Source organism: Mesorhizobium sp. WSM2561 (assembly GCF_000513915.1).
In the GTDB taxonomy this organism is placed as follows: Bacteria; Pseudomonadota; Alphaproteobacteria; order Rhizobiales; family Rhizobiaceae; genus Mesorhizobium; species Mesorhizobium muleiense.
Window position 1 is genome coordinate 571,501 of the sequence record NZ_AZUX01000001.1, and the last position, 16,527, is coordinate 588,027.

The following is a 16,527-nucleotide window of genomic DNA, read 5'->3' on the forward strand; positions in this document are numbered from 1 at the left end:
CGATGAACGCGTCGATGGCTTTCTGCAACAAGACGCGGGCCTCGCGTGTCAAACCTTTGGGCCGGAAGTGGCCGGAGCTCGTGGCGCCGCAGAGGCTACGGATTCTTCACCGACAGCAGTCCTTTTATGATTGGTTTCTGTCACCAGAAATCCTTGTGGTCGGTTACGATCTCTTCTTCGAGTTCAGGGAATGGGCCACGGATTGCTACATGGCGCCGTCCGGTGGCGAACACTAGGTGACAACTCAGATCGAGGGTCAGATTCTCCGGGTTGTCTCCGGTCAGCTCGGCCAGCCGCCTTTCGCTGAGTCCGTAGACCACGGTGCCGATGCCAGCCCAGTAACAGGCCCCGGCGCACATGCAGCACGGCTCGACCGACGTCACCAGCGTGCATCGCTCGAGAAAGGTCGGGTCGTATTGCTGCGCGGCCGCGCGGGCCACGTTTGCCTCTGCGTGGCCAACGCCGCGATCCCGCGCGTAGGTGTTGCCCGACGAAAGCAGCACGTCGCCTTCCGGTCCGACCAGGAGCGCCCCGAAAGGATGATTGCCACCGGCCCGGCTCTCGGTGGCGATCTTCACGGCGAGACGTAGATATTCGGTATCGCTCCTCATGGCCGCCTCCTTGGGATGCCCGTTCGTAACCGCACGCGTAAAGGCCCTTCGCTTGAATTCTACAGTCTTGGAGCGCTTGCGAGCTGTCCAGTCATGGGCACTAAATTGATGGCTGCGCAACCTGGCATGTGATCGCCTCGCTTCAGACGTTGGATTTAATCCACTGGCTGCATCCGCCGCTGCTCTTGCACAATTTTCAACGCGTGACGAAACAATTGCGCTCGATCGCCTTTTGCGCGTCATGGCGGGTATGTTGGGCGGCTATTTTGGGCAGGTGATTTGGGCGGGTGTTGGATTGCCCAGAGGAGGCGACGATGAGCGCAACCGGCTTGGAAGTTTTTGACAAAACCCTGCAGACGACAAACATCTGGCTGGACGAGATCATGGCCGATCACGGGCCCGACAGGCGCGTGGCCTGGCATATGCTGGGAGCCGTTCTACGCACCTTGCGGGATTGGCTGCAGATTGAACTGGCTGCCAATTTGGGGGCTGAACTGCCGGTTCTCGTGCGCGGAGCCTACTATGATCGGTATCGGCCGCGTGATCTGCCGACGAGCAGCCGTTCGTTGGAGGATTTTTTGCAGCGGGTGGCCGAGGAGATGAAATCCACTCGACCGGTGAATCCCGAGGATGCGACGAGATCCGTGTTCAAGGTACTCGCCAGGCATGTCGACCTCGGCCAGTCGGCCAAGGTGCGGGACGCGTTGCCGAAGCAGATCCGGGCGCTTTGGCCCGAAAGTGTTGGAGTCTAGCAGCAAGACCAAAGTCGGGCCTGCCGATGCGGTTCTCAACCGCCCCCGCCCGCGCGGTCGTTTTCCTCGCGATACAGTCGCTCGGTGGCCCGATCGCTTTCTCTGCGCTCTGCAGGCCCACGGCGTCGCCGCGTAAGGAGTGCGTAGGCGAGCAGGATTGCCAGCAGTAGCGGGCCGCCAGCAACGACGATCAACCACATACTGTTCTCGAACATGGGACATCTCCTTTCCCTCGTTACCGAGCAGGAGCGAAACCGTTGCTCCCGGTGCAGGGTTGGACACCGCAGTGCAGTTCTCTTCGCCGAATGGCCCGTGCTTCGCCATTCAACTGCTGAAAGCGGGCAACTGCTGAGCGCGGGCAACTGCTGAACGCGGGCGGTTTATTGCTTCAGAAAGGCAACTTGTACCCAGCGGGCTGTTGCGCTCGGCAAGCGCTGGTGGAAGAATGGACTTCCCTCGGAAACGTTCCATTGTGCGAGCCATTCGCTGGCTGACTTCCAGGCGTTCACGATATCTGTCTGGACCCCTAACATCCGGTCGCAGACGCACTACGTGTAATAGGGAACCACAAAGGCTTTCCGACAGTTGAGTGAAGAGGCGACAGCAACCAGACCGGCCGGGGCGAGGAATACCATGCGCGAGAACCACTCCGACGTCTTCGATCTGTTTTCGGAGATTTACACCAATGCGGCGCAGGAGGAGATAAGCATCCAGCAATATCTCCTTGCCTGCCGCGAGGATAAATCGATGTATGCTTCGGCGCCCGAGCGGATGGTCGAGGCGATCGGCGAGCCCACCCTGATCGACACCAGCATGGATGAGCGGCTCGGCCGCATTTTCTCGAACAGGACAATCAAGGTCTATCCCACCTTCGCCGAGTTCTATGGCATGGAGGACACGATCGAGCGCATAGCCGGCTATTTCCGCTATGCCTCTCAAGGGCTCGAGGAGCGCAAGCAGATTCTCTATCTGCTTGGCCCTGTCGGCGGCGGCAAGTCCTCGCTCGCCGAACGGCTGAAGAAGCTGATGGAGGAGCGTCCGATCTATACGCTGAAGGTCGGCGACCAGATCAGTCCGGTTTTCGAATCGCCGCTCGGGCTTTTCAATCCTGACCGCATGGGCGACCTTTTGGAAGACAAATACGGCATCGCGCGGCGCCGGCTGAACGGTCTTATCTCGCCATGGGCGGCCAAGCGCCTCGACGAACTGTCCGGCGACATCTCCAAGTTCAGCGTCGTCAAGCTGATGCCTTCGCGGCTACGCCAGATCGGCATCTCCAAGACCGAGCCAGGCGACGAGAACAACCAGGACGTTTCGGCCCTGGTCGGCAAGGTCGACATAAGACAGCTCGAGCATTTCAGCCAATCCGATCCGGACGCCTATTCCTACAGCGGCGGCCTGAACCGGACCACGCAGGGGCTGCTCGAGTTCGTCGAGATGTTCAAAGCGCCGATCAAGGTCCTGCATCCGTTGCTGACCGCTACCCAGGAAGGCAGCTACAACGGTACGGAAAACTTCGGATCTTTCCCGTATCAGGGCATCGTCGTAGCCCACTCCAACGAATCGGAATGGCTGCAGTTCAAGAACAACAAGAACAACGAGGCATTCCTCGACCGTATCCTGGTGGTCAAGGTGCCGTATTGCCTGCGGGTCACAGAAGAAAGGCAGATCTACGAAAAGCTGCTGCGCGAAAGCGAATTGGCCTCCAGTTCCTGTGCACCGGAGGTTCTCGACATTCTCAGCCGGTTCACCGTCTCGACCCGTCTGGCCGAGCACGACAATTCGCCGCTCTACACCAAGATGCGCGTTTATGACGGCGAGAACCTCAAGGACATAGATCCCAAGGCGAAGTCGGTTCAGGAATACCGCGATGCCGCCGGGGTCGATGAAGGCATGACCGGCGTCAGCACGCGCTTTGCCTTCAAGATCCTGTCGCAGACCTTCAACTACGACACCAAGGAAGTGGCCGCCGATCCCGTGCATCTGATGTACATTCTGGAGGAGGCGATCAAGCGCGAGCAGTTCCCCAAGGAAACGGAAGCCGCCTATCTCGACTTCATAAAGTCGGAACTGGCCACGCGCTATGCCGAGTTCATCGGCCATGAAATTCAGAAGGCCTATCTGGAATCCTACAGCGAATACGGCCAGAACCTGTTCGACCGCTACATCGCCTATGCCGATGCCTGGATCGAGGACCAGGACTACAAAGACCCCGATACCGGCCAGATCCTCAATCGCGAGGTGCTGGACAACGAACTGTCGCAAGTCGAAAAGCCGGCCGGCATTGCCAACCCCAAGGACTTCCGCAACGAGGTCGTGAAGTTCACGTTGCGTGCCAGGGCGAGGAACCATGGCCGCAACCCGTCGTGGACGAGCTATGAAAAGCTGCGCGAAGTCATCGAGAAGCGGATGTTCGGCCAGGTCGAGGATCTGCTCCCGGTGATCAGCTTCGGCTCCAAGCAGGACAGCGTAACGGAGAAGCGGCATACCGAGTTCGTGCATCGGATGGTCGGACGCGGTTACACCGAACGCCAGGTCCGCCGGCTGGTGGACTGGTACATGCGGGTGAACAAGGCGGGCTGAGTCCGGCCGGGATGGTTCCATGCCGATCTTTGTCGATCGCCGACTGAACCCAAAGGACAAGAGCCTCGGCAACCGCCAGCGCTTCCTGAAGCGTGCGCGCGAAGAGCTGAAGCGAAGCATCCGGGATCGGATCCGTACCGGCAAGATCGCCGATGTCGACAGCGAGCACGCCGTCTCGATGCCGGCGAGGGGCACAGCAGAGCCGAGCTTCAGCGATGCCAAGGACAGCGGCAGGCGGCAGCACATCCTGCCGGGCAACAAGCATTTCGCCCCTGGCGACCGGGTTCCGAAGCCCGGCCAGGGCGGCGGCGGCTCGTCTCCCGGGAAAACGGTCTCGGAGGACGATTTTCGTTTCGTGCTCTCGCGCGAGGAGGTGCTCGACCTCTTTTTCGAGGATCTCGAACTTCCCGACATGGTCAAGCTCAACCTCAAGGAGATACTATCCTTCAAACCGCGCCGCGCCGGGTTCGCGGCGACCGGTTCGCCGACCAACATCAATGTCGGGCGCACGATGCGAAACAGCCATGGTCGCCGGATTGCGCTAAGGCGCCCCAAGCAGGAGGAACTCGATGCGATTGCGGAGCAACTCGCAATCCTGGAGGCCGAGCCGCAGAGCGCGGCGCCGGCACGCCAGCGCATTGCAGCGTTGCGGGAGGAGCTTGAGCGACTTGAGCGCCGCCGCAAGCGGATCGCCTATGTCGATCCCGTCGACATCCGCTTCAACCGTTTCGACGCCCAGCCCGTGCCGAATGCCAATGCGGTCATGTTCTGTCTCATGGACGTATCCGGCTCGATGGGCGAACGCGAGAAGGATCTGGCCAAGCGCTTCTTCGTGCTGCTGCACCTGTTCCTGAAACGGCGCTACGACCGCACCGAAATCGTCTTCATCCGCCATACGCACGAGGCGCAGGAGGTGGACGAGGAAACCTTCTTCTACAATACGCAAAGCGGCGGCACGGTTGTTTCCACTGCACTCGAGGAAATGCACCGCATCATCGCGCAGCGCTATCCCAGCAACGAGTGGAACATCTATGCCGCCCAGGCGTCGGACGGCGACAATTTCGTCACCGATTCCGAGCGCTGCATCGGCCTGATGGACGGCCAGATCATGCGCCTGTGCCAGTATTTCGCCTATGTCGAGATCATCGACGAACGTGAGAGCCATATTTTCGGCACCACCGACAATGGGACCTCGCTCTGGCGCGCCTACAGCGTTGTCAACCAGCGATGGCCGAATTTCCAGATGAGCCGTATCGCCAACGCAGCCGACATCTATCCGGTCTTTCGCCAGCTCTTTGCCAGGCAGCCGGTCCTGCAGAAAAGCGCTTGAGGGGAGCCGATGGCGAACCAGACCAGCACGTCGGGCCAGACCAGCAAGTCGGGCCAAACCAGCAAGTCAGGCCCAACCAGCAAACCAGGCCAAACCAGCAAATCAGGTTTGCTCTTTTCCGGGTCCGACTGGGATTTCAAGACACTGTCGCGCGCCTACGACGCGATCGAGGCGATCGCGATCGAAGAGCTTCACCTCGACATCTATCCGGTGCAGATGGAGATCATATCGTCCCAGCAGATGCTCGACGCCTATTCCTCGGTCGGCATGCCGCTGATGTATCGCCACTGGTCCTTCGGCAAGCATTTCCTCTACCAGGAATTGCTCTATCGCAAGGGCGGGCGGGGGCTCGCCTATGAGTTGGTGATCAATTCCAATCCTTGCATCGTCTACCTGATGGAGGAAAACACCATGGCCCTGCAGGCCCTGGTGACAGCTCATGCAGCGCTTGGCCATAATCATTTTTTCAAGAACAATCATCTGTTCCGGCAATGGACGGACGCCAGCGCGATCCTGAGCTATCTGGACTTTGCCAAGGGTTACATTGCCCGTTGCGAGGAGCGGCACGGCGTTGCCGCGGTGGAGGCGATCCTCGATGCGGCCCACGCGCTGATGGAACAGGGGGTCTTCAGATATCGCCGGCCGCCGAAGCTGTCGTCGGAGCGGCAGCGTGTAGGCGTTCGTGAGCGCCTGGAGTACGAAGAGCGTTCTTACAACGATCTGTGGCGCACGCTGCCGCCTTCGAAGGGCGGAGACAATGTTGGGGCAAAGGATTCCAACATCGCGGAGCGAAAGAAAACGCTCAAGCTGCCCGAGGAGAACCTGCTTTACTTCCTGGAAAAAAACAGCTTGGTCCTGGAGCCTTGGCAGCGTGAAATCGTCAGGATCGTCCGCGTCGTCGCGCAATACTTTTATCCGCAGCGGCAAACACAGGTGATGAACGAAGGCTGCGCCACCTTCGTGCACTACACGCTGATGAACATGCTGTTCGATCGTGGCCTGATCAGCGAAGGCGCGATGCTGGAAATCCTGCGCAACCATTCGAACGTGATCTTTCAGCCAGGCTTCGACGACCCGCGGTTTTCCGGCATCAATCCTTATGCGTTGGGCCTCGACATGATGCAGGACATCCAGCGCATAGCGACCGAGCCGACCGCCGAGGATCGTGACTGGTTTCCCGATATCGCCGGCAACGGCAATTGGCGCGAAACCCTGCTCGACGCGTGGGCGAACCATCGCGACGAATCTTTCATCCGCCAGTATCTGAGCCCCGCCCTGATGCGGAAATGGCGGTTCTTTGTCCTCGCCGACGCCGCTAGCGAGCCGCATTACGAAGTCGCGTCGATACACAATGAGCGTGGCTACGAAAAGATACGCGCCGGACTCGCCCAGAGCTACGACATCGGCGCGAGCCGGCCGGATATCCAGGTTGTGGATGTCGATCTGCTCGGCGACCGGCAGTTGCGACTGGAGCACAAGGTGAAGAACGGCATCATGCTGGAGGGGGCCGGTCGCGACGCGACGCTGCGCCATATCCGGACCCTGTGGGGCTATGAGGTCAGCCTGGCGGCGATCGATGCGCAAACCGGCGCGACGCTCAACGAACGTTCGACCAGCCAAATCGGGGAATGACCAAAACCGGAATGGCCGGCGACGGCGTGGTTCTACAGCCGATCGCTGCGAGGCCGCGCCGTCTCGCCATGCGTCAGCCCAGCCTCTCGTGATAAGGCTTGCTGTGGGTCCGATGCTCTGGCCGTAGGACCGGGGAAGGTCGGTTCCGTGGGGATCTCGGGTGGTGTATCGGGAGGAATTTCGACGGGCTGCCTTTCCGGGCTGGGAACGGGATCAGGCGAAGGCGGAGGAACGCCCGGAGGCTCATTCGGCGGAGTTTCCGGCGGAGCTGGCGGCCGGGCAGGCTCGGGATTGGGATTATCCGGTATCGGCACGGGATTGTTCGGATCAGGATCAGGATCGGTCATGTCCGTTCCTTGAGGAGGATCACCTGGCATGACAACCATCGTGCCGAACGATGGTTCCCTGCTTTGCGGTGGGCTCAATCTGCCAGCGGCGTTGAAAAATGGAGCGGCGGCTCCATCTTCGTCGCCTTTACCGTGTCGGCGAGCACGCTATGTACGCCGCGTATTACCAGGACGGTTCAGGGAGGAACAGCATGCGCGCGTTCATGATTGTCACCCTTCTTCTGGTCGCAATCACAATGGCGCTCTCGCTCGCGCACGCGTTGGAGTTGCCCGGCAAGTTGCGCCTCAAGGAGGCCACCTACAAATCTGTGCAGGCGATCTACTATCCCGGCTTCACGATCGGCGGGTTTGCCGAGATCGGCGGCATCATTGCACTCGCCATCCTGCTCTACCTCACGCCTTATCCAGGCGCTCGATTCTGGTGGACCTTGGCGGCCCTTGTCTTCCTGGTGGCGGAGCATGCGACCTATTGGCTGGTAACGCATCCCGTCAACAATTTCTGGATGCAGGATGTCGCTGTGTCGAAACCAGCCGCGACGTTTTTTTCAATGCTCCGTCGGAAGCAAAGCGGCGACTGGAAAGACTTGCGCGATGTTTGGGAAGCCTCGCACGTCGCCAAGGCAGGCCTGGCGATGCTGAGCCTGATCTCAATAACTGTCGCCGCGACATTTTTTGCCGGGAGTGAATAGCGCGCGGGATGCGCAGCGACGCTACTTGTTCGTCCGCATCTTTTGCCGTGGATTGATCCCGCCAAGGGCGTTCGTGTCATTCTCGACGTCGCCCTCGATGGTGTTTTCGCCTTCGAGTACGAGTTCGTCGCCTTCCTTGATCGTGCCCTTCGAGGTGCCGATACCGGGATTGTTCCTCAGATCGGCGTCGCTCGGCTTTTTCCACTTTGGATGTTTGGTTCCGCTCATGGCACAACTCCTTCGAAAAGGGTCCTGTTTTAGAAACAGCAGGGCGCGATGAATGTTCCGCCGAAACTCACCTTGACGCGGCCTTGTCCAAGAGGCGGGTAAAGCGCGTCGCATTTGACCGGCCTCACGCGACGCGCTTTAGGTTGTTGTTTATGCATGTCGTTATCGCAAAACCGCTGCACACCCTCGGGTCAGGCTCGAGGCATGCTTTTGCGCGACATGCATTAGAGCCCGAACGGATAGGTGTCGGGAACGCCGGTTCCGACATGCTCCGGCCCAAGCGGCGTCACCGCGACGGTTTCGTCAAACCAGACGAACGCGTCAAACTGCTGGGAAAGAGAGGCATCCGCGTAATGGCTGCGCAGTTCGGTTTCCGGCCGATAGATCACGCCGATGAAGCGCTCCAGCCGGCGCTCCAGAAGCCGCTGGCGCAACGTATCGTCGCGCTTGATATCGAGCAGGAAACGCGAGACGCCGCAATCGTGGCAAAGCCGCTCGTAGCTATCGCTATGGGAAGGCCGCACCCGCTTGATCTCCATCTCGCTGTCCCAGTCGGAGGCCGCGGCGACTGTCCCGGAATGCGTGCTGAGCCCGATCAAGGCTGCCTCGTCGCCGAAGCGCTGGCGGCAGAGCTGGCCGATGTTCACTTCGTCCCTGACAATCCCCATTTCGGTGTAGCGGGCGTCGCCGATATGGGAATTATGCGCCCACACGACCGCCTTGGCGTTCGGCCCGCGAGCTTCCAGCAGATGCTCGAGCGTCTCGAACATATGGGTGTCGCGCAGGTTCCAGGACTGCGCGCCGCCATAATACATGATCCGGTAGTAGCGTTCCGCGGATGCGATCAGCCGGGCATTCTGGGTCGCATCCAGGAAATCGACGCCGTCCTGCTGGGCATAGTCGAGCTGCCTGGCAAGCAGTTCACGGCATTGTTCGAGCACGGCCTGCTCGCATTTCTGGTAACCCGAAGTGAGCGCGACACGGCCGTAGGTGGATGGTTCATTTTGCCAAGGCGTCAGACAGCCATAGCGTTCACGCGCGATCTTTGCTGCCTGCGGATCGACCCGGTCGAGATAGTGCAGAACTGCGGCGATCGATCCGCTCATATTGTAGATGTCGAGGCCATGGAACCCGGCCAGCCGGGACGATAGCCTGATGCGCTCATTGTGGTGTCGCATCCAGTCGACGAACGCCGCAACGTCGGTGTTGCGCCACATCCAGGTGGGAAACCGCTGGAACGGCGGATCGGCGTTGGCGCGTGGCGGCCGATGGCGGACGTAGCGGTCGATCGCCGCTGCATCGGGCCAGTCGGCCTCGACTGCGACGATGGTGAAGCCGTGCTTCTCGATGAGCCTGCGGGTGATCGCGGCGCGGGCCCGGTAGAACTCCGACGTGCCGTGGCTCGCTTCACCGAGCAGGATGACGCGCCGGTCGCCAAACCGGTCGAACAATTCGCCGAACGCCGGATCGTCGAAGCCCGGCAGCGGCTCGGCCGCCGCCGCGATCATCTCCGGCAGGCTGCGCGTGCGCGCGCGTCCGGACGGACGATCATTCGCGATACGGTTGCCGCTCTCGGGCCAGCCCTGCTCGCCGATGAGCGGGACAAACCGCACGCCGCCGAAATCCTCCTCGCTGTAAGTTGCAGCGCCGGTTCGGGTGACCTTGAGAAGGCGCTGATCATGCGGCTCGTCGCCGACCGGGATGACCAGCCTGCCGCCAACGTCGAGCTGTTCCTGAAGCGCAAGCGGCGCACCGGGTCCGCCGGCGGCGACCAGAATGGCGTCGAAGGGCGCCGCGTCGGGCCAGCCTTTGGTCCCATCGCCGGTGCGGACCTCGATATTGTCATAGCCAAGCTCTTGGAACCGCTGTCTCGCCGTTTCGGCCAACCCGGCGTGGCGCTCGATCGTGTAGACGCGTTCGACAATCCGGCTCATCACGGCAGCCGCGTAGCCCGAACCGGTGCCAACCTCCAGGACATGGTCGCCCGGTCCGATTTCCGCCATCTCGATCATCAAGGCGACGATGTAGGGCTGCGATATCGTCTGACCCTCGGCGATCGGCAACGGCCCGTCCTCGTAGGCGAATTCTTCAAAACCGGGAGCGACGAAAGCCTCGCGCGGAACCTCACGCATCGCTTCCAGCACCTCGCGATCATGGATGCCACGGCGGCTGAGATGGACTTCGACCATTCGGTTGCGTTCGTGGAAAAGATCGAGCATCTTTTTGCTCCTCTTGCGAGATGACAGCCCCCCGATTGTCCCCTAATCGTGCCCGACGGCTTCTCGGGTATGCGCTCGGCCTCGGCAACTCATGTCGGGCGGCTAGTCTCCTTAACCGTTGGCGAGCTTCCAGGTTCCTGCAAAAGAGCGATTGGCGGCGCAACGGCGGCTCCAGCCGAACTTATTTCCGTGAAAATCCTTTCTCCAGGGCGATGTCACTCCAGATATCGACGGGCGAACGCATTCTGGAGATTTTTCCATGAACGACGAGGCTCAGAAGCCTGCGACCCTAACAGGCCTTTATCAGGTCGATCTCATGGACCGCTATTGGCGGGCCGCGAACTACATTTCGGTTGGCCAGATCTATCTGATGGACAATCCGCTGCTGCGCGAGCCGCTGAAAGCCGAACACGTCAAGCCGCGGCTGCTCGGCCATTGGGGCACGACGCCTGGCCTCAACTTCATCTACGTCCACCTGAACCGCGTCATCCGACAACGCGATCTCGACGTTCTGTTTATCTGCGGCCCAGGTCATGGCGGCCCGGCGATGGTGGCGAACACCTGGCTCGAGGGCAGCTACAGCGAGATCTATCCCGAAATTGGCCAGGGCGAAGACGGGTTGAGGAAACTTTTTCGGCAATTCTCGTTCCCCGGCGGAGTGCCGAGCCACGCTGCTCCGGAAACGCCCGGCTCGATCCATGAAGGCGGGGAACTGGGATATGCGCTGGTCCATGCTTTCGGCGCGGCCTTCGACAATCCCGATCTGGTGGTCGCCTGCGTCGTCGGCGACGGCGAAGCGGAAACCGGTCCGCTCGCGGCGGCATGGCACTCCAACAAGTTCCTCAACCCGGCATCCGACGGCGCTGTGCTGCCGATCCTGCATCTCAACGGCTACAAGATCGCCAACCCGACGATCCTTGCCCGCATGGATGACGTGGAATTGCGAGCCCTGTTCGCCGGCTATGGCTACGAACCTTTTTTCGTCGAAGGTCACGAGCCGATTCCCATGCATCGGTTGATGGCCATCAAGCTGGACACCGTGCTCGACAGAATCGGCTCGATCCAGGAGCGCGCCCGTACGCCGTTCTGGCAAGGAGAGCGTCCGCTGTGGCCGATGATCGTGCTGCGCAGCCCGAAGGGGTGGACCGGGCCGAAGGAGGTCGATGGCAAGAAGGTCGAGGATTTCTGGCGCTCGCATCAAGTGCCGGTGTCGAACGCCCGCAACAATGCGGGACACCGCCAGATCCTCGAAGACTGGATGCGGAGCTACGAACCGGAAAAGCTGTTCGACGACAGCGGGCGTCTTCTTCCAAAACTGGCGGCGCTTGCGCCAACCGGATCCAAGCGCATGGGCGCAACCCCCTATGCCAATGGCGGACTGCTGAAGCGCGACCTCGTGCTTCCCGATTGGAAAAGCCTGGCGCTCGACGTGCCGCGTCCGGGAGGTGCCAAAGCCGAGGCGACGCGGGTTCTCGGAAGCTATCTCCGCGAGGTCATAAGCCTGAATGCGCAGGCCGGGAATTTCCGACTGATGGGGCCGGATGAGACATCCTCCAACCGCCTAGACGAGGTCTTCGAGGTTACCGACCGGGTCTGGATGCAGCGGATCGAGCCCTATGACGTCCAACTCTCCCGGGACGGCCGCGTCATGGAAGTGCTCAGCGAGCATCTCTGCCAGGGATGGCTGGAGGGCTATTTGCTGACCGGCCGCCATGGCCTGTTCTCCTGTTACGAGGCGTTCATCCACATCGTCGATTCCATGGTCAACCAGCATGCGAAATGGCTGAAGACATCCCGCGAGCTTGCCTGGCGCGAGCCGATCGCTTCACTCAATTACCTGCTGACCTCGCATGTCTGGCGGCAGGATCACAACGGCTTCAGCCACCAGGATCCGGGCTTTGCCGATTTTGTCGCCAACAAGAAGGCCGACACGGTCAGGCTCTATTTCCCGCCGGATGCCAACACGCTGCTGTGGATCACCGACCATTGCCTGAGAACGTATAACCGCATCAACGTCATCACCGCCGGCAAGCAGCCGGCGCCGCAATTTCTGTCCGTCGAAGCCGCGGAAATGCACTGCAGGGCGGGGGCGGGGATCTGGGAGTGGGCCGGGACGGTTGCGGAGCGCGAGGATCCGGATGTGGTCATGGCCTGCGCCGGCGACGTTCCGACACTGGAGACGCTCGCTGCCGCCGACATTCTGCGTACGGCGCTTCCTGACCTGAAGGTACGCGTCGTCAACGTGGTCGACCTGATGACGCTGCAGTCGAATTCAGAGCATCCGCATGGCCTGGCGGACGAGGATTTCGACGCGCTGTTCACGAAGGCCAGGCCGGTCATCTTCGCCTATCACGGCTATCCCTATCTCATCCACCGCCTGACCTACCGGCGCGCCAACCATGACAACATGCATGTGCACGGCTTTCGCGAAGAAGGCACCACCACGACGCCGTTCGACATGGTCGTGCTCAATGAGCTCGACCGCTACCACCTGGCGCTCGCCGCGATCAAACACGTGCCTGGGCTCGCCGAACGGGCGAAAGACCTTGCCGCCGAACTTCACGGGAAGCTTGCCGAACACAAGGCCTATGTTCGCGAGCACGGCGAAGACATGCCCGAGATCCAGGAGTGGAACTGGCCCGAGAACAGCGCGACGAAGGCTGGCGATTGATGCGACAGGCAATTCTGGCACTGAACGCCGGCTCCTCCAGCATCAAGTTCGGACTATACGATCTGGAACCCTCCGCCGAACTGCAGCTTGTCTCGCGTGGCAAGCTGGATCTGGGCGATGCGCCGAGGCTCGCCGCGAAAGCGGCCGACGGAACAGTGCAGTGTGATCGGCGGCTTGCCGCAGACGCATGCGACACGGGCATCGGCGATTTGCTCCGCTGGATCGAGAGTGAACTTGGTGGCAGGAAACTGGTCTGCGCCGGTCACCGCATCGTGCATGGCGGGCGCGAGTTCGTCGAACCCGTCCGCCTGACTCCGGACGTGATCGAGGCCCTGGACAGGCTGACGCCGCTTGCGCCGCTGCACCAGCCCCGCAGTCTCGCGCCGATCCGCACACTTGCGGTGCTGCGGCCGGATCTGCCGCAGGTAGGCTGCTTCGACACAGCCTTCCATCAGACGATCGATCCGATCGTCAGCCGCTTCGCGCTGCCGCGCAAATACGATGCGGACGGAATCCGCCGCTACGGGTTTCACGGACTTTCCTACGAGTACATCGCCGGGCGGCTCAAGGCGATGTCGCCGGCGCTTGCAGCGAAGCGGACGATCGTCGCCCATCTCGGCAACGGGGCGAGCCTGTGCGCCATGCGCGACGGGAGAAGCTTCGACACGACGATGGGCTTTTCCGCGCTCGACGGCCTGGTGATGGGTACGCGTTGCGGCGCCATCGATCCGGGCGTGCTTTTGTACTTCGTCCTGGAAAGAGGCATCGCTGGAGAGGCTCTGCAGCATATGCTTTATGAGGAATCAGGACTGCTTGGAATATCCGGCATCTCGGGCGACATGCGCACGCTGGAAGCGAGCGACAACCCCCACGCCCGCGAAGCAGTAGAGCTTTTTGCCTTCAGGGCGGCACGGGAAGCTGCCGCGCTCGCCAACACGTTGGGCGGCCTCGAGTGCCTGGTGTTCACAGCCGGCATCGGCGAGCGCTCGGCGCCGGTCCGCAAGGCAATATGCGAAAGGCTTGATTGGCTTGGCGTGGCGATCGACGAGCCATCCAATGCCGCCCATGCCGGGATCATAAGCCGACCTGACAGCAAGGTCGAAATACGCGTCGTCGCGACCGACGAGGAGAGCATCATTGCCCGCCACGCGCGGGTGCAAGGGGATGCTTGATACCGCAATCAGCGGCGCGTTTTCCAGGGCAAGGAACCCTGCGCGTCCGCGACCGTTTCCCCTACCTGATGACCTTGGGGGATATGATTACCAAAGGGAGAAATCCAATGGCGGAGACCACCAATATGGCAGGCGCCTCAAAGGCGGCAAACGATGCGCAGGAAGCGATGAAGAAACAGATCGCCGAGCTTCGTCGCGAAATCACCAAAATAAATCGGACCCTTTCCGACCGCGGCGAGGAGGCACAGGGCTGGTACGAGAGCGCCGCCGAACGGGCGTCGCGCGCAGCCGGGCAATTGCGTAGCCAGGCACACACCGTGACCGAAACCGTCCAGCAGAACCCAGGCACGATCTCTACGGCGATGATGCTTGGCGGCGTGCTCGGCGTTCTCTTGGGAATTGTGGTCGCAAAGAGCTCCGAGCCTGAACGGCGGTGGTTCTAGAGCATTTTGCAGCCAAAAGTCTTGGTTTGGCGTCCGACAAAATGCGTAAAACAAAGAGTTAGAGCGCGGGTTTGGTCCACCAAAACCAAAGCGATCGAGGGCAATTCACCACCCGCGCGGTGCCGAGGCTGCCTTCGGCGTCGCGCGCCTGTTCCCTCAGGCAGGCCGTAATCACCTACGCTACGTCGCCGCAGCCTGTTGCCTCCTCGTAAGCGCGTCGAAGGAGCTTTAGTCCTCTGTGGATCTGGCTCTCGGTCAGACTTGCGTATCCCATTACCAGGCCGAGGCAGCTCCGACCCAATGTCTGATTGAAAATCAATGTCTGATCGAAATCCAATGTCTGCTCGAAATAATGCGGCGATATGGAGTAGATGCCAACGCCGAGCGCGGCGGCTTTCTCGATGAACGATGCCGCCATAGCGGGCGGCATGTCGCGAAACCAGACGACGACGTGCAGACCGGCCTGCGCGCCTTCGACCCGAACGAGACCGCGGAATTCAGCCTGCAGAGCGTCGAGGAGCGCTGCACGTCGGCGGGCATTTTGACGCCGGGCCTTGCGCACGTGGCCTTCGTAGGCGCCGGATTCCACCAGGCTCGCCAGTGCCTCCTGTTCGAGGCTGGGGGCATGCCTGTCCGTCAGGCGCTTGGCGTGGGCAAAAACCTCCTGCAACTCACGCGGAACGACGACGTAGCCGATCCGCAGCAACGGCGACAGTGTCTTCGAAACCGTACCGATATAGATGACGTTCGACGCGCCTCCCAGCGCGCGAAGCGGCGGTATCGGGTTCATGTCGAAACGATATTCGCTGTCGTAGTCGTCCTCGACGATGTAGGCCCTCTTCTCTTTCGCCCATCCTAGCAGTTGCTGGCGTCGCCCCATCGACATTACGCTTCCCAGGGGAAACTGATGTGAAGGCGTGACGTAAGCCAGCCGCGCGCCAACATCCGCCAACAGGTCCGCCCTGATGCCTTCGGCGTCGACCTCCACCGGGGCGGCGATGGCTCCTGTCATCTCGAAGACGCTCCGTGCCATCGGGTAGCAGGGCTCTTCGATGGCGAAGCCGTCGCCCTCATCGAGAAGCAGGCGGGCGCAGAGATCCAGTCCCTGCTGAGAGCCGTTGACGACGACGATCTCACCCACCTCGCACCGGATGCTGCGCGCTCGCCATAGATAGCCCCGCAGCGCACTACGCAGGCGGATCGAGCCACAGGGGTCGCCATAGGACAGCTTGAGCGGCCGTCCCAGCGCAGCATCGTTCATGGCCTTTCGCCAGGCAAGGGTCGGGAAGTCAGAGGCCGACATGTCGCCGTAGCGGAAGTCGGCGACGAGCTTCTCCAACGCAACCCGCATCGGGATGGCTCGGGATCGAAGCCTTTCTGCGAAAGCGGATAGGCTGTGTGGCTCTGCGGCTGTATCAACGAGGTCTCCCGGCTCGCTGTGCGTGACCGTGATGGCCACCCGTGGCCGAGCGCCATGTCGAATGGCCACGAAGCCCTCGGCGGCGAGCTGTTCGTAAGCGGACGTCACAGTCGTTCGTGAGACGCCAAGCTCGACCGCCAGCGCACGAGCCGACGGAAGCACGTCTCCACGGCCGTATACTTCTGCCACGATCTGTTCCCGCAGGTTCTCATAGATCCCGCGCGCGCCCAATCCCGACGACGAATTTCCCGACGACGAATTCTGCTTGCGGGACTGGACCATCGCGATTACCCAAATGAAGACATTTCACTGATCCAGGCATTACCGGGAAAACTCAGCCAGGCAAAGGCTTGAGGGAAACTGGACCAGAACTTTTTATTCAAAACTGGTTCTAGGGCAGGGCCAGTTGTGCTTGTATTGATGACGCCAG

Annotated in this window: 13 protein-coding genes; 8 read left to right on the plus strand and 5 right to left on the minus strand. The window is 61.1% G+C overall.

Features of this window, described 5'->3' with window-relative positions; translation table 11 throughout:
* Nucleotides 1–140: 140 nt before the first annotated feature.
* Nucleotides 141–611, minus strand: a complete 471-nt coding sequence (locus tag M727_RS0102825; RefSeq protein ID WP_027151388.1) for a nucleoside deaminase — start codon at nt 609–611, stop codon at nt 141–143.
* Nucleotides 612–925: 314 nt separating this feature from the next.
* On the opposite strand from M727_RS0102825, the gene M727_RS0102830 reads away from it, so the two are divergent.
* Nucleotides 926–1,363, plus strand: coding sequence for a DUF2267 domain-containing protein (locus M727_RS0102830; RefSeq protein ID WP_027151389.1), 438 nt, complete (start codon nt 926–928; stop codon nt 1,361–1,363).
* Between the two features lie 35 nt (nt 1,364–1,398).
* Here M727_RS0102830 and M727_RS0102835 read toward each other — a convergent pair whose 3' ends face one another.
* Nucleotides 1,399–1,578, minus strand: a complete 180-nt coding sequence (locus tag M727_RS0102835; RefSeq protein ID WP_027151390.1) for a hypothetical protein — start codon at nt 1,576–1,578, stop codon at nt 1,399–1,401.
* 418 nt (nt 1,579–1,996) lie between these two features.
* On the opposite strand from M727_RS0102835, the gene M727_RS0102840 reads away from it, so the two are divergent.
* The 4 genes from M727_RS0102840 to M727_RS35705 all read left to right on the plus strand — a co-directional run bounded on the left by M727_RS0102840 (nt 1,997) and on the right by M727_RS35705 (nt 7,944).
* Nucleotides 1,997–3,946, plus strand: coding sequence for a PrkA family serine protein kinase (locus tag M727_RS0102840; RefSeq protein WP_027151391.1), 1,950 nt, complete (start codon nt 1,997–1,999; stop codon nt 3,944–3,946).
* Nucleotides 3,947–3,965: 19 nt separating this feature from the next.
* Complete coding sequence (locus M727_RS0102845; RefSeq protein WP_027151392.1) at nt 3,966–5,276, plus strand: YeaH/YhbH family protein; 1,311 nt, start codon at nt 3,966–3,968, stop codon at nt 5,274–5,276.
* Between the two features lie 9 nt (nt 5,277–5,285).
* Entirely contained in the window at nt 5,286–6,908 is a 1,623-nt protein-coding gene (locus M727_RS0102850) for a SpoVR family protein (RefSeq protein ID WP_084646604.1), read from the plus strand.
* A gap of 445 nt (nt 6,909–7,353) precedes the next feature.
* A complete protein-coding gene (locus M727_RS35705) occupies nt 7,354–7,944 on the plus strand; it encodes a DUF1772 domain-containing protein (protein ID WP_245268392.1) in 591 nt (196 codons plus the stop codon).
* Between the two features lie 21 nt (nt 7,945–7,965).
* Here the strand turns inward: M727_RS35705 and M727_RS0102860 are convergent, their stop codons facing one another.
* Entirely contained in the window at nt 7,966–8,172 is a 207-nt protein-coding gene (locus M727_RS0102860) for a hypothetical protein (RefSeq protein ID WP_027151394.1), read from the minus strand.
* A 224-nt stretch (nt 8,173–8,396) separates the two neighbouring features.
* The gene (locus M727_RS0102865) at nt 8,397–10,391 is read right to left on the minus strand and encodes a protein-L-isoaspartate(D-aspartate) O-methyltransferase (protein WP_027151395.1); all 1,995 of its coding nucleotides are present in this window, start codon (nt 10,389–10,391) and stop codon (nt 8,397–8,399) included.
* 259 nt (nt 10,392–10,650) lie between these two features.
* On the opposite strand from M727_RS0102865, the gene M727_RS0102870 reads away from it, so the two are divergent.
* From M727_RS0102870 to M727_RS0102880, 3 genes are all read left to right on the plus strand, one after another.
* Nucleotides 10,651–13,062, plus strand: a complete 2,412-nt coding sequence (locus M727_RS0102870) for a phosphoketolase family protein (protein WP_027151396.1) — start codon at nt 10,651–10,653, stop codon at nt 13,060–13,062.
* The gene (locus M727_RS0102875) at nt 13,062–14,234 is read left to right on the plus strand and encodes an acetate/propionate family kinase (protein WP_027151397.1); all 1,173 of its coding nucleotides are present in this window, start codon (nt 13,062–13,064) and stop codon (nt 14,232–14,234) included. Before M727_RS0102870 ends, M727_RS0102875 begins: the two co-directional genes overlap by 1 nt.
* Before the next feature lie 107 nt (nt 14,235–14,341).
* The gene (locus M727_RS0102880) at nt 14,342–14,677 is read left to right on the plus strand and encodes a hypothetical protein (protein ID WP_051505494.1); all 336 of its coding nucleotides are present in this window, start codon (nt 14,342–14,344) and stop codon (nt 14,675–14,677) included.
* A gap of 175 nt (nt 14,678–14,852) precedes the next feature.
* On the opposite strand, the gene M727_RS0102885 is transcribed toward M727_RS0102880, so the two are convergent.
* Nucleotides 14,853–16,379: a PLP-dependent aminotransferase family protein gene (locus M727_RS0102885; protein WP_027151399.1), complete on the minus strand. Its 1,527-nt coding sequence runs from the start codon at nt 16,377–16,379 to the stop codon at nt 14,853–14,855.
* Between the last annotated feature and the right edge of the window lie 148 nt (nt 16,380–16,527).

What these genes read in the sequence shown, in the direction of transcription:
- M727_RS35705 (WP_245268392.1), top strand. Translation starts at nt 7,354, where the DNA reads ATGGAGCGGCGGCTCCATCTTCGTCGCCTTTACCGTGTCGGCGAGCAC.
- M727_RS0102830 (WP_027151389.1), top strand. Translation starts at nt 926, where the DNA reads ATGAGCGCAACCGGCTTGGAAGTTTTTGACAAAACCCTGCAGACGACA.
- M727_RS0102860 (WP_027151394.1), bottom strand. Translation starts at nt 8,172, where the DNA reads ATGAGCGGAACCAAACATCCAAAGTGGAAAAAGCCGAGCGACGCCGAT.
- M727_RS0102845 (WP_027151392.1), top strand. Translation starts at nt 3,966, where the DNA reads ATGCCGATCTTTGTCGATCGCCGACTGAACCCAAAGGACAAGAGCCTC.
- M727_RS0102850 (WP_084646604.1), top strand. Translation starts at nt 5,286, where the DNA reads ATGGCGAACCAGACCAGCACGTCGGGCCAGACCAGCAAGTCGGGCCAA.
- M727_RS0102880 (WP_051505494.1), top strand. Translation starts at nt 14,342, where the DNA reads ATGGCGGAGACCACCAATATGGCAGGCGCCTCAAAGGCGGCAAACGAT.
- M727_RS0102885 (WP_027151399.1), bottom strand. Translation starts at nt 16,379, where the DNA reads ATGGTCCAGTCCCGCAAGCAGAATTCGTCGTCGGGAAATTCGTCGTCG.
- M727_RS0102840 (WP_027151391.1), top strand. Translation starts at nt 1,997, where the DNA reads ATGCGCGAGAACCACTCCGACGTCTTCGATCTGTTTTCGGAGATTTAC.
- M727_RS0102865 (WP_027151395.1), bottom strand. Translation starts at nt 10,391, where the DNA reads ATGCTCGATCTTTTCCACGAACGCAACCGAATGGTCGAAGTCCATCTC.
- M727_RS0102875 (WP_027151397.1), top strand. Translation starts at nt 13,062, where the DNA reads ATGCGACAGGCAATTCTGGCACTGAACGCCGGCTCCTCCAGCATCAAG.
- M727_RS0102870 (WP_027151396.1), top strand. Translation starts at nt 10,651, where the DNA reads ATGAACGACGAGGCTCAGAAGCCTGCGACCCTAACAGGCCTTTATCAG.
- M727_RS0102835 (WP_027151390.1), bottom strand. Translation starts at nt 1,578, where the DNA reads ATGTTCGAGAACAGTATGTGGTTGATCGTCGTTGCTGGCGGCCCGCTA.
- M727_RS0102825 (WP_027151388.1), bottom strand. Translation starts at nt 611, where the DNA reads ATGAGGAGCGATACCGAATATCTACGTCTCGCCGTGAAGATCGCCACC.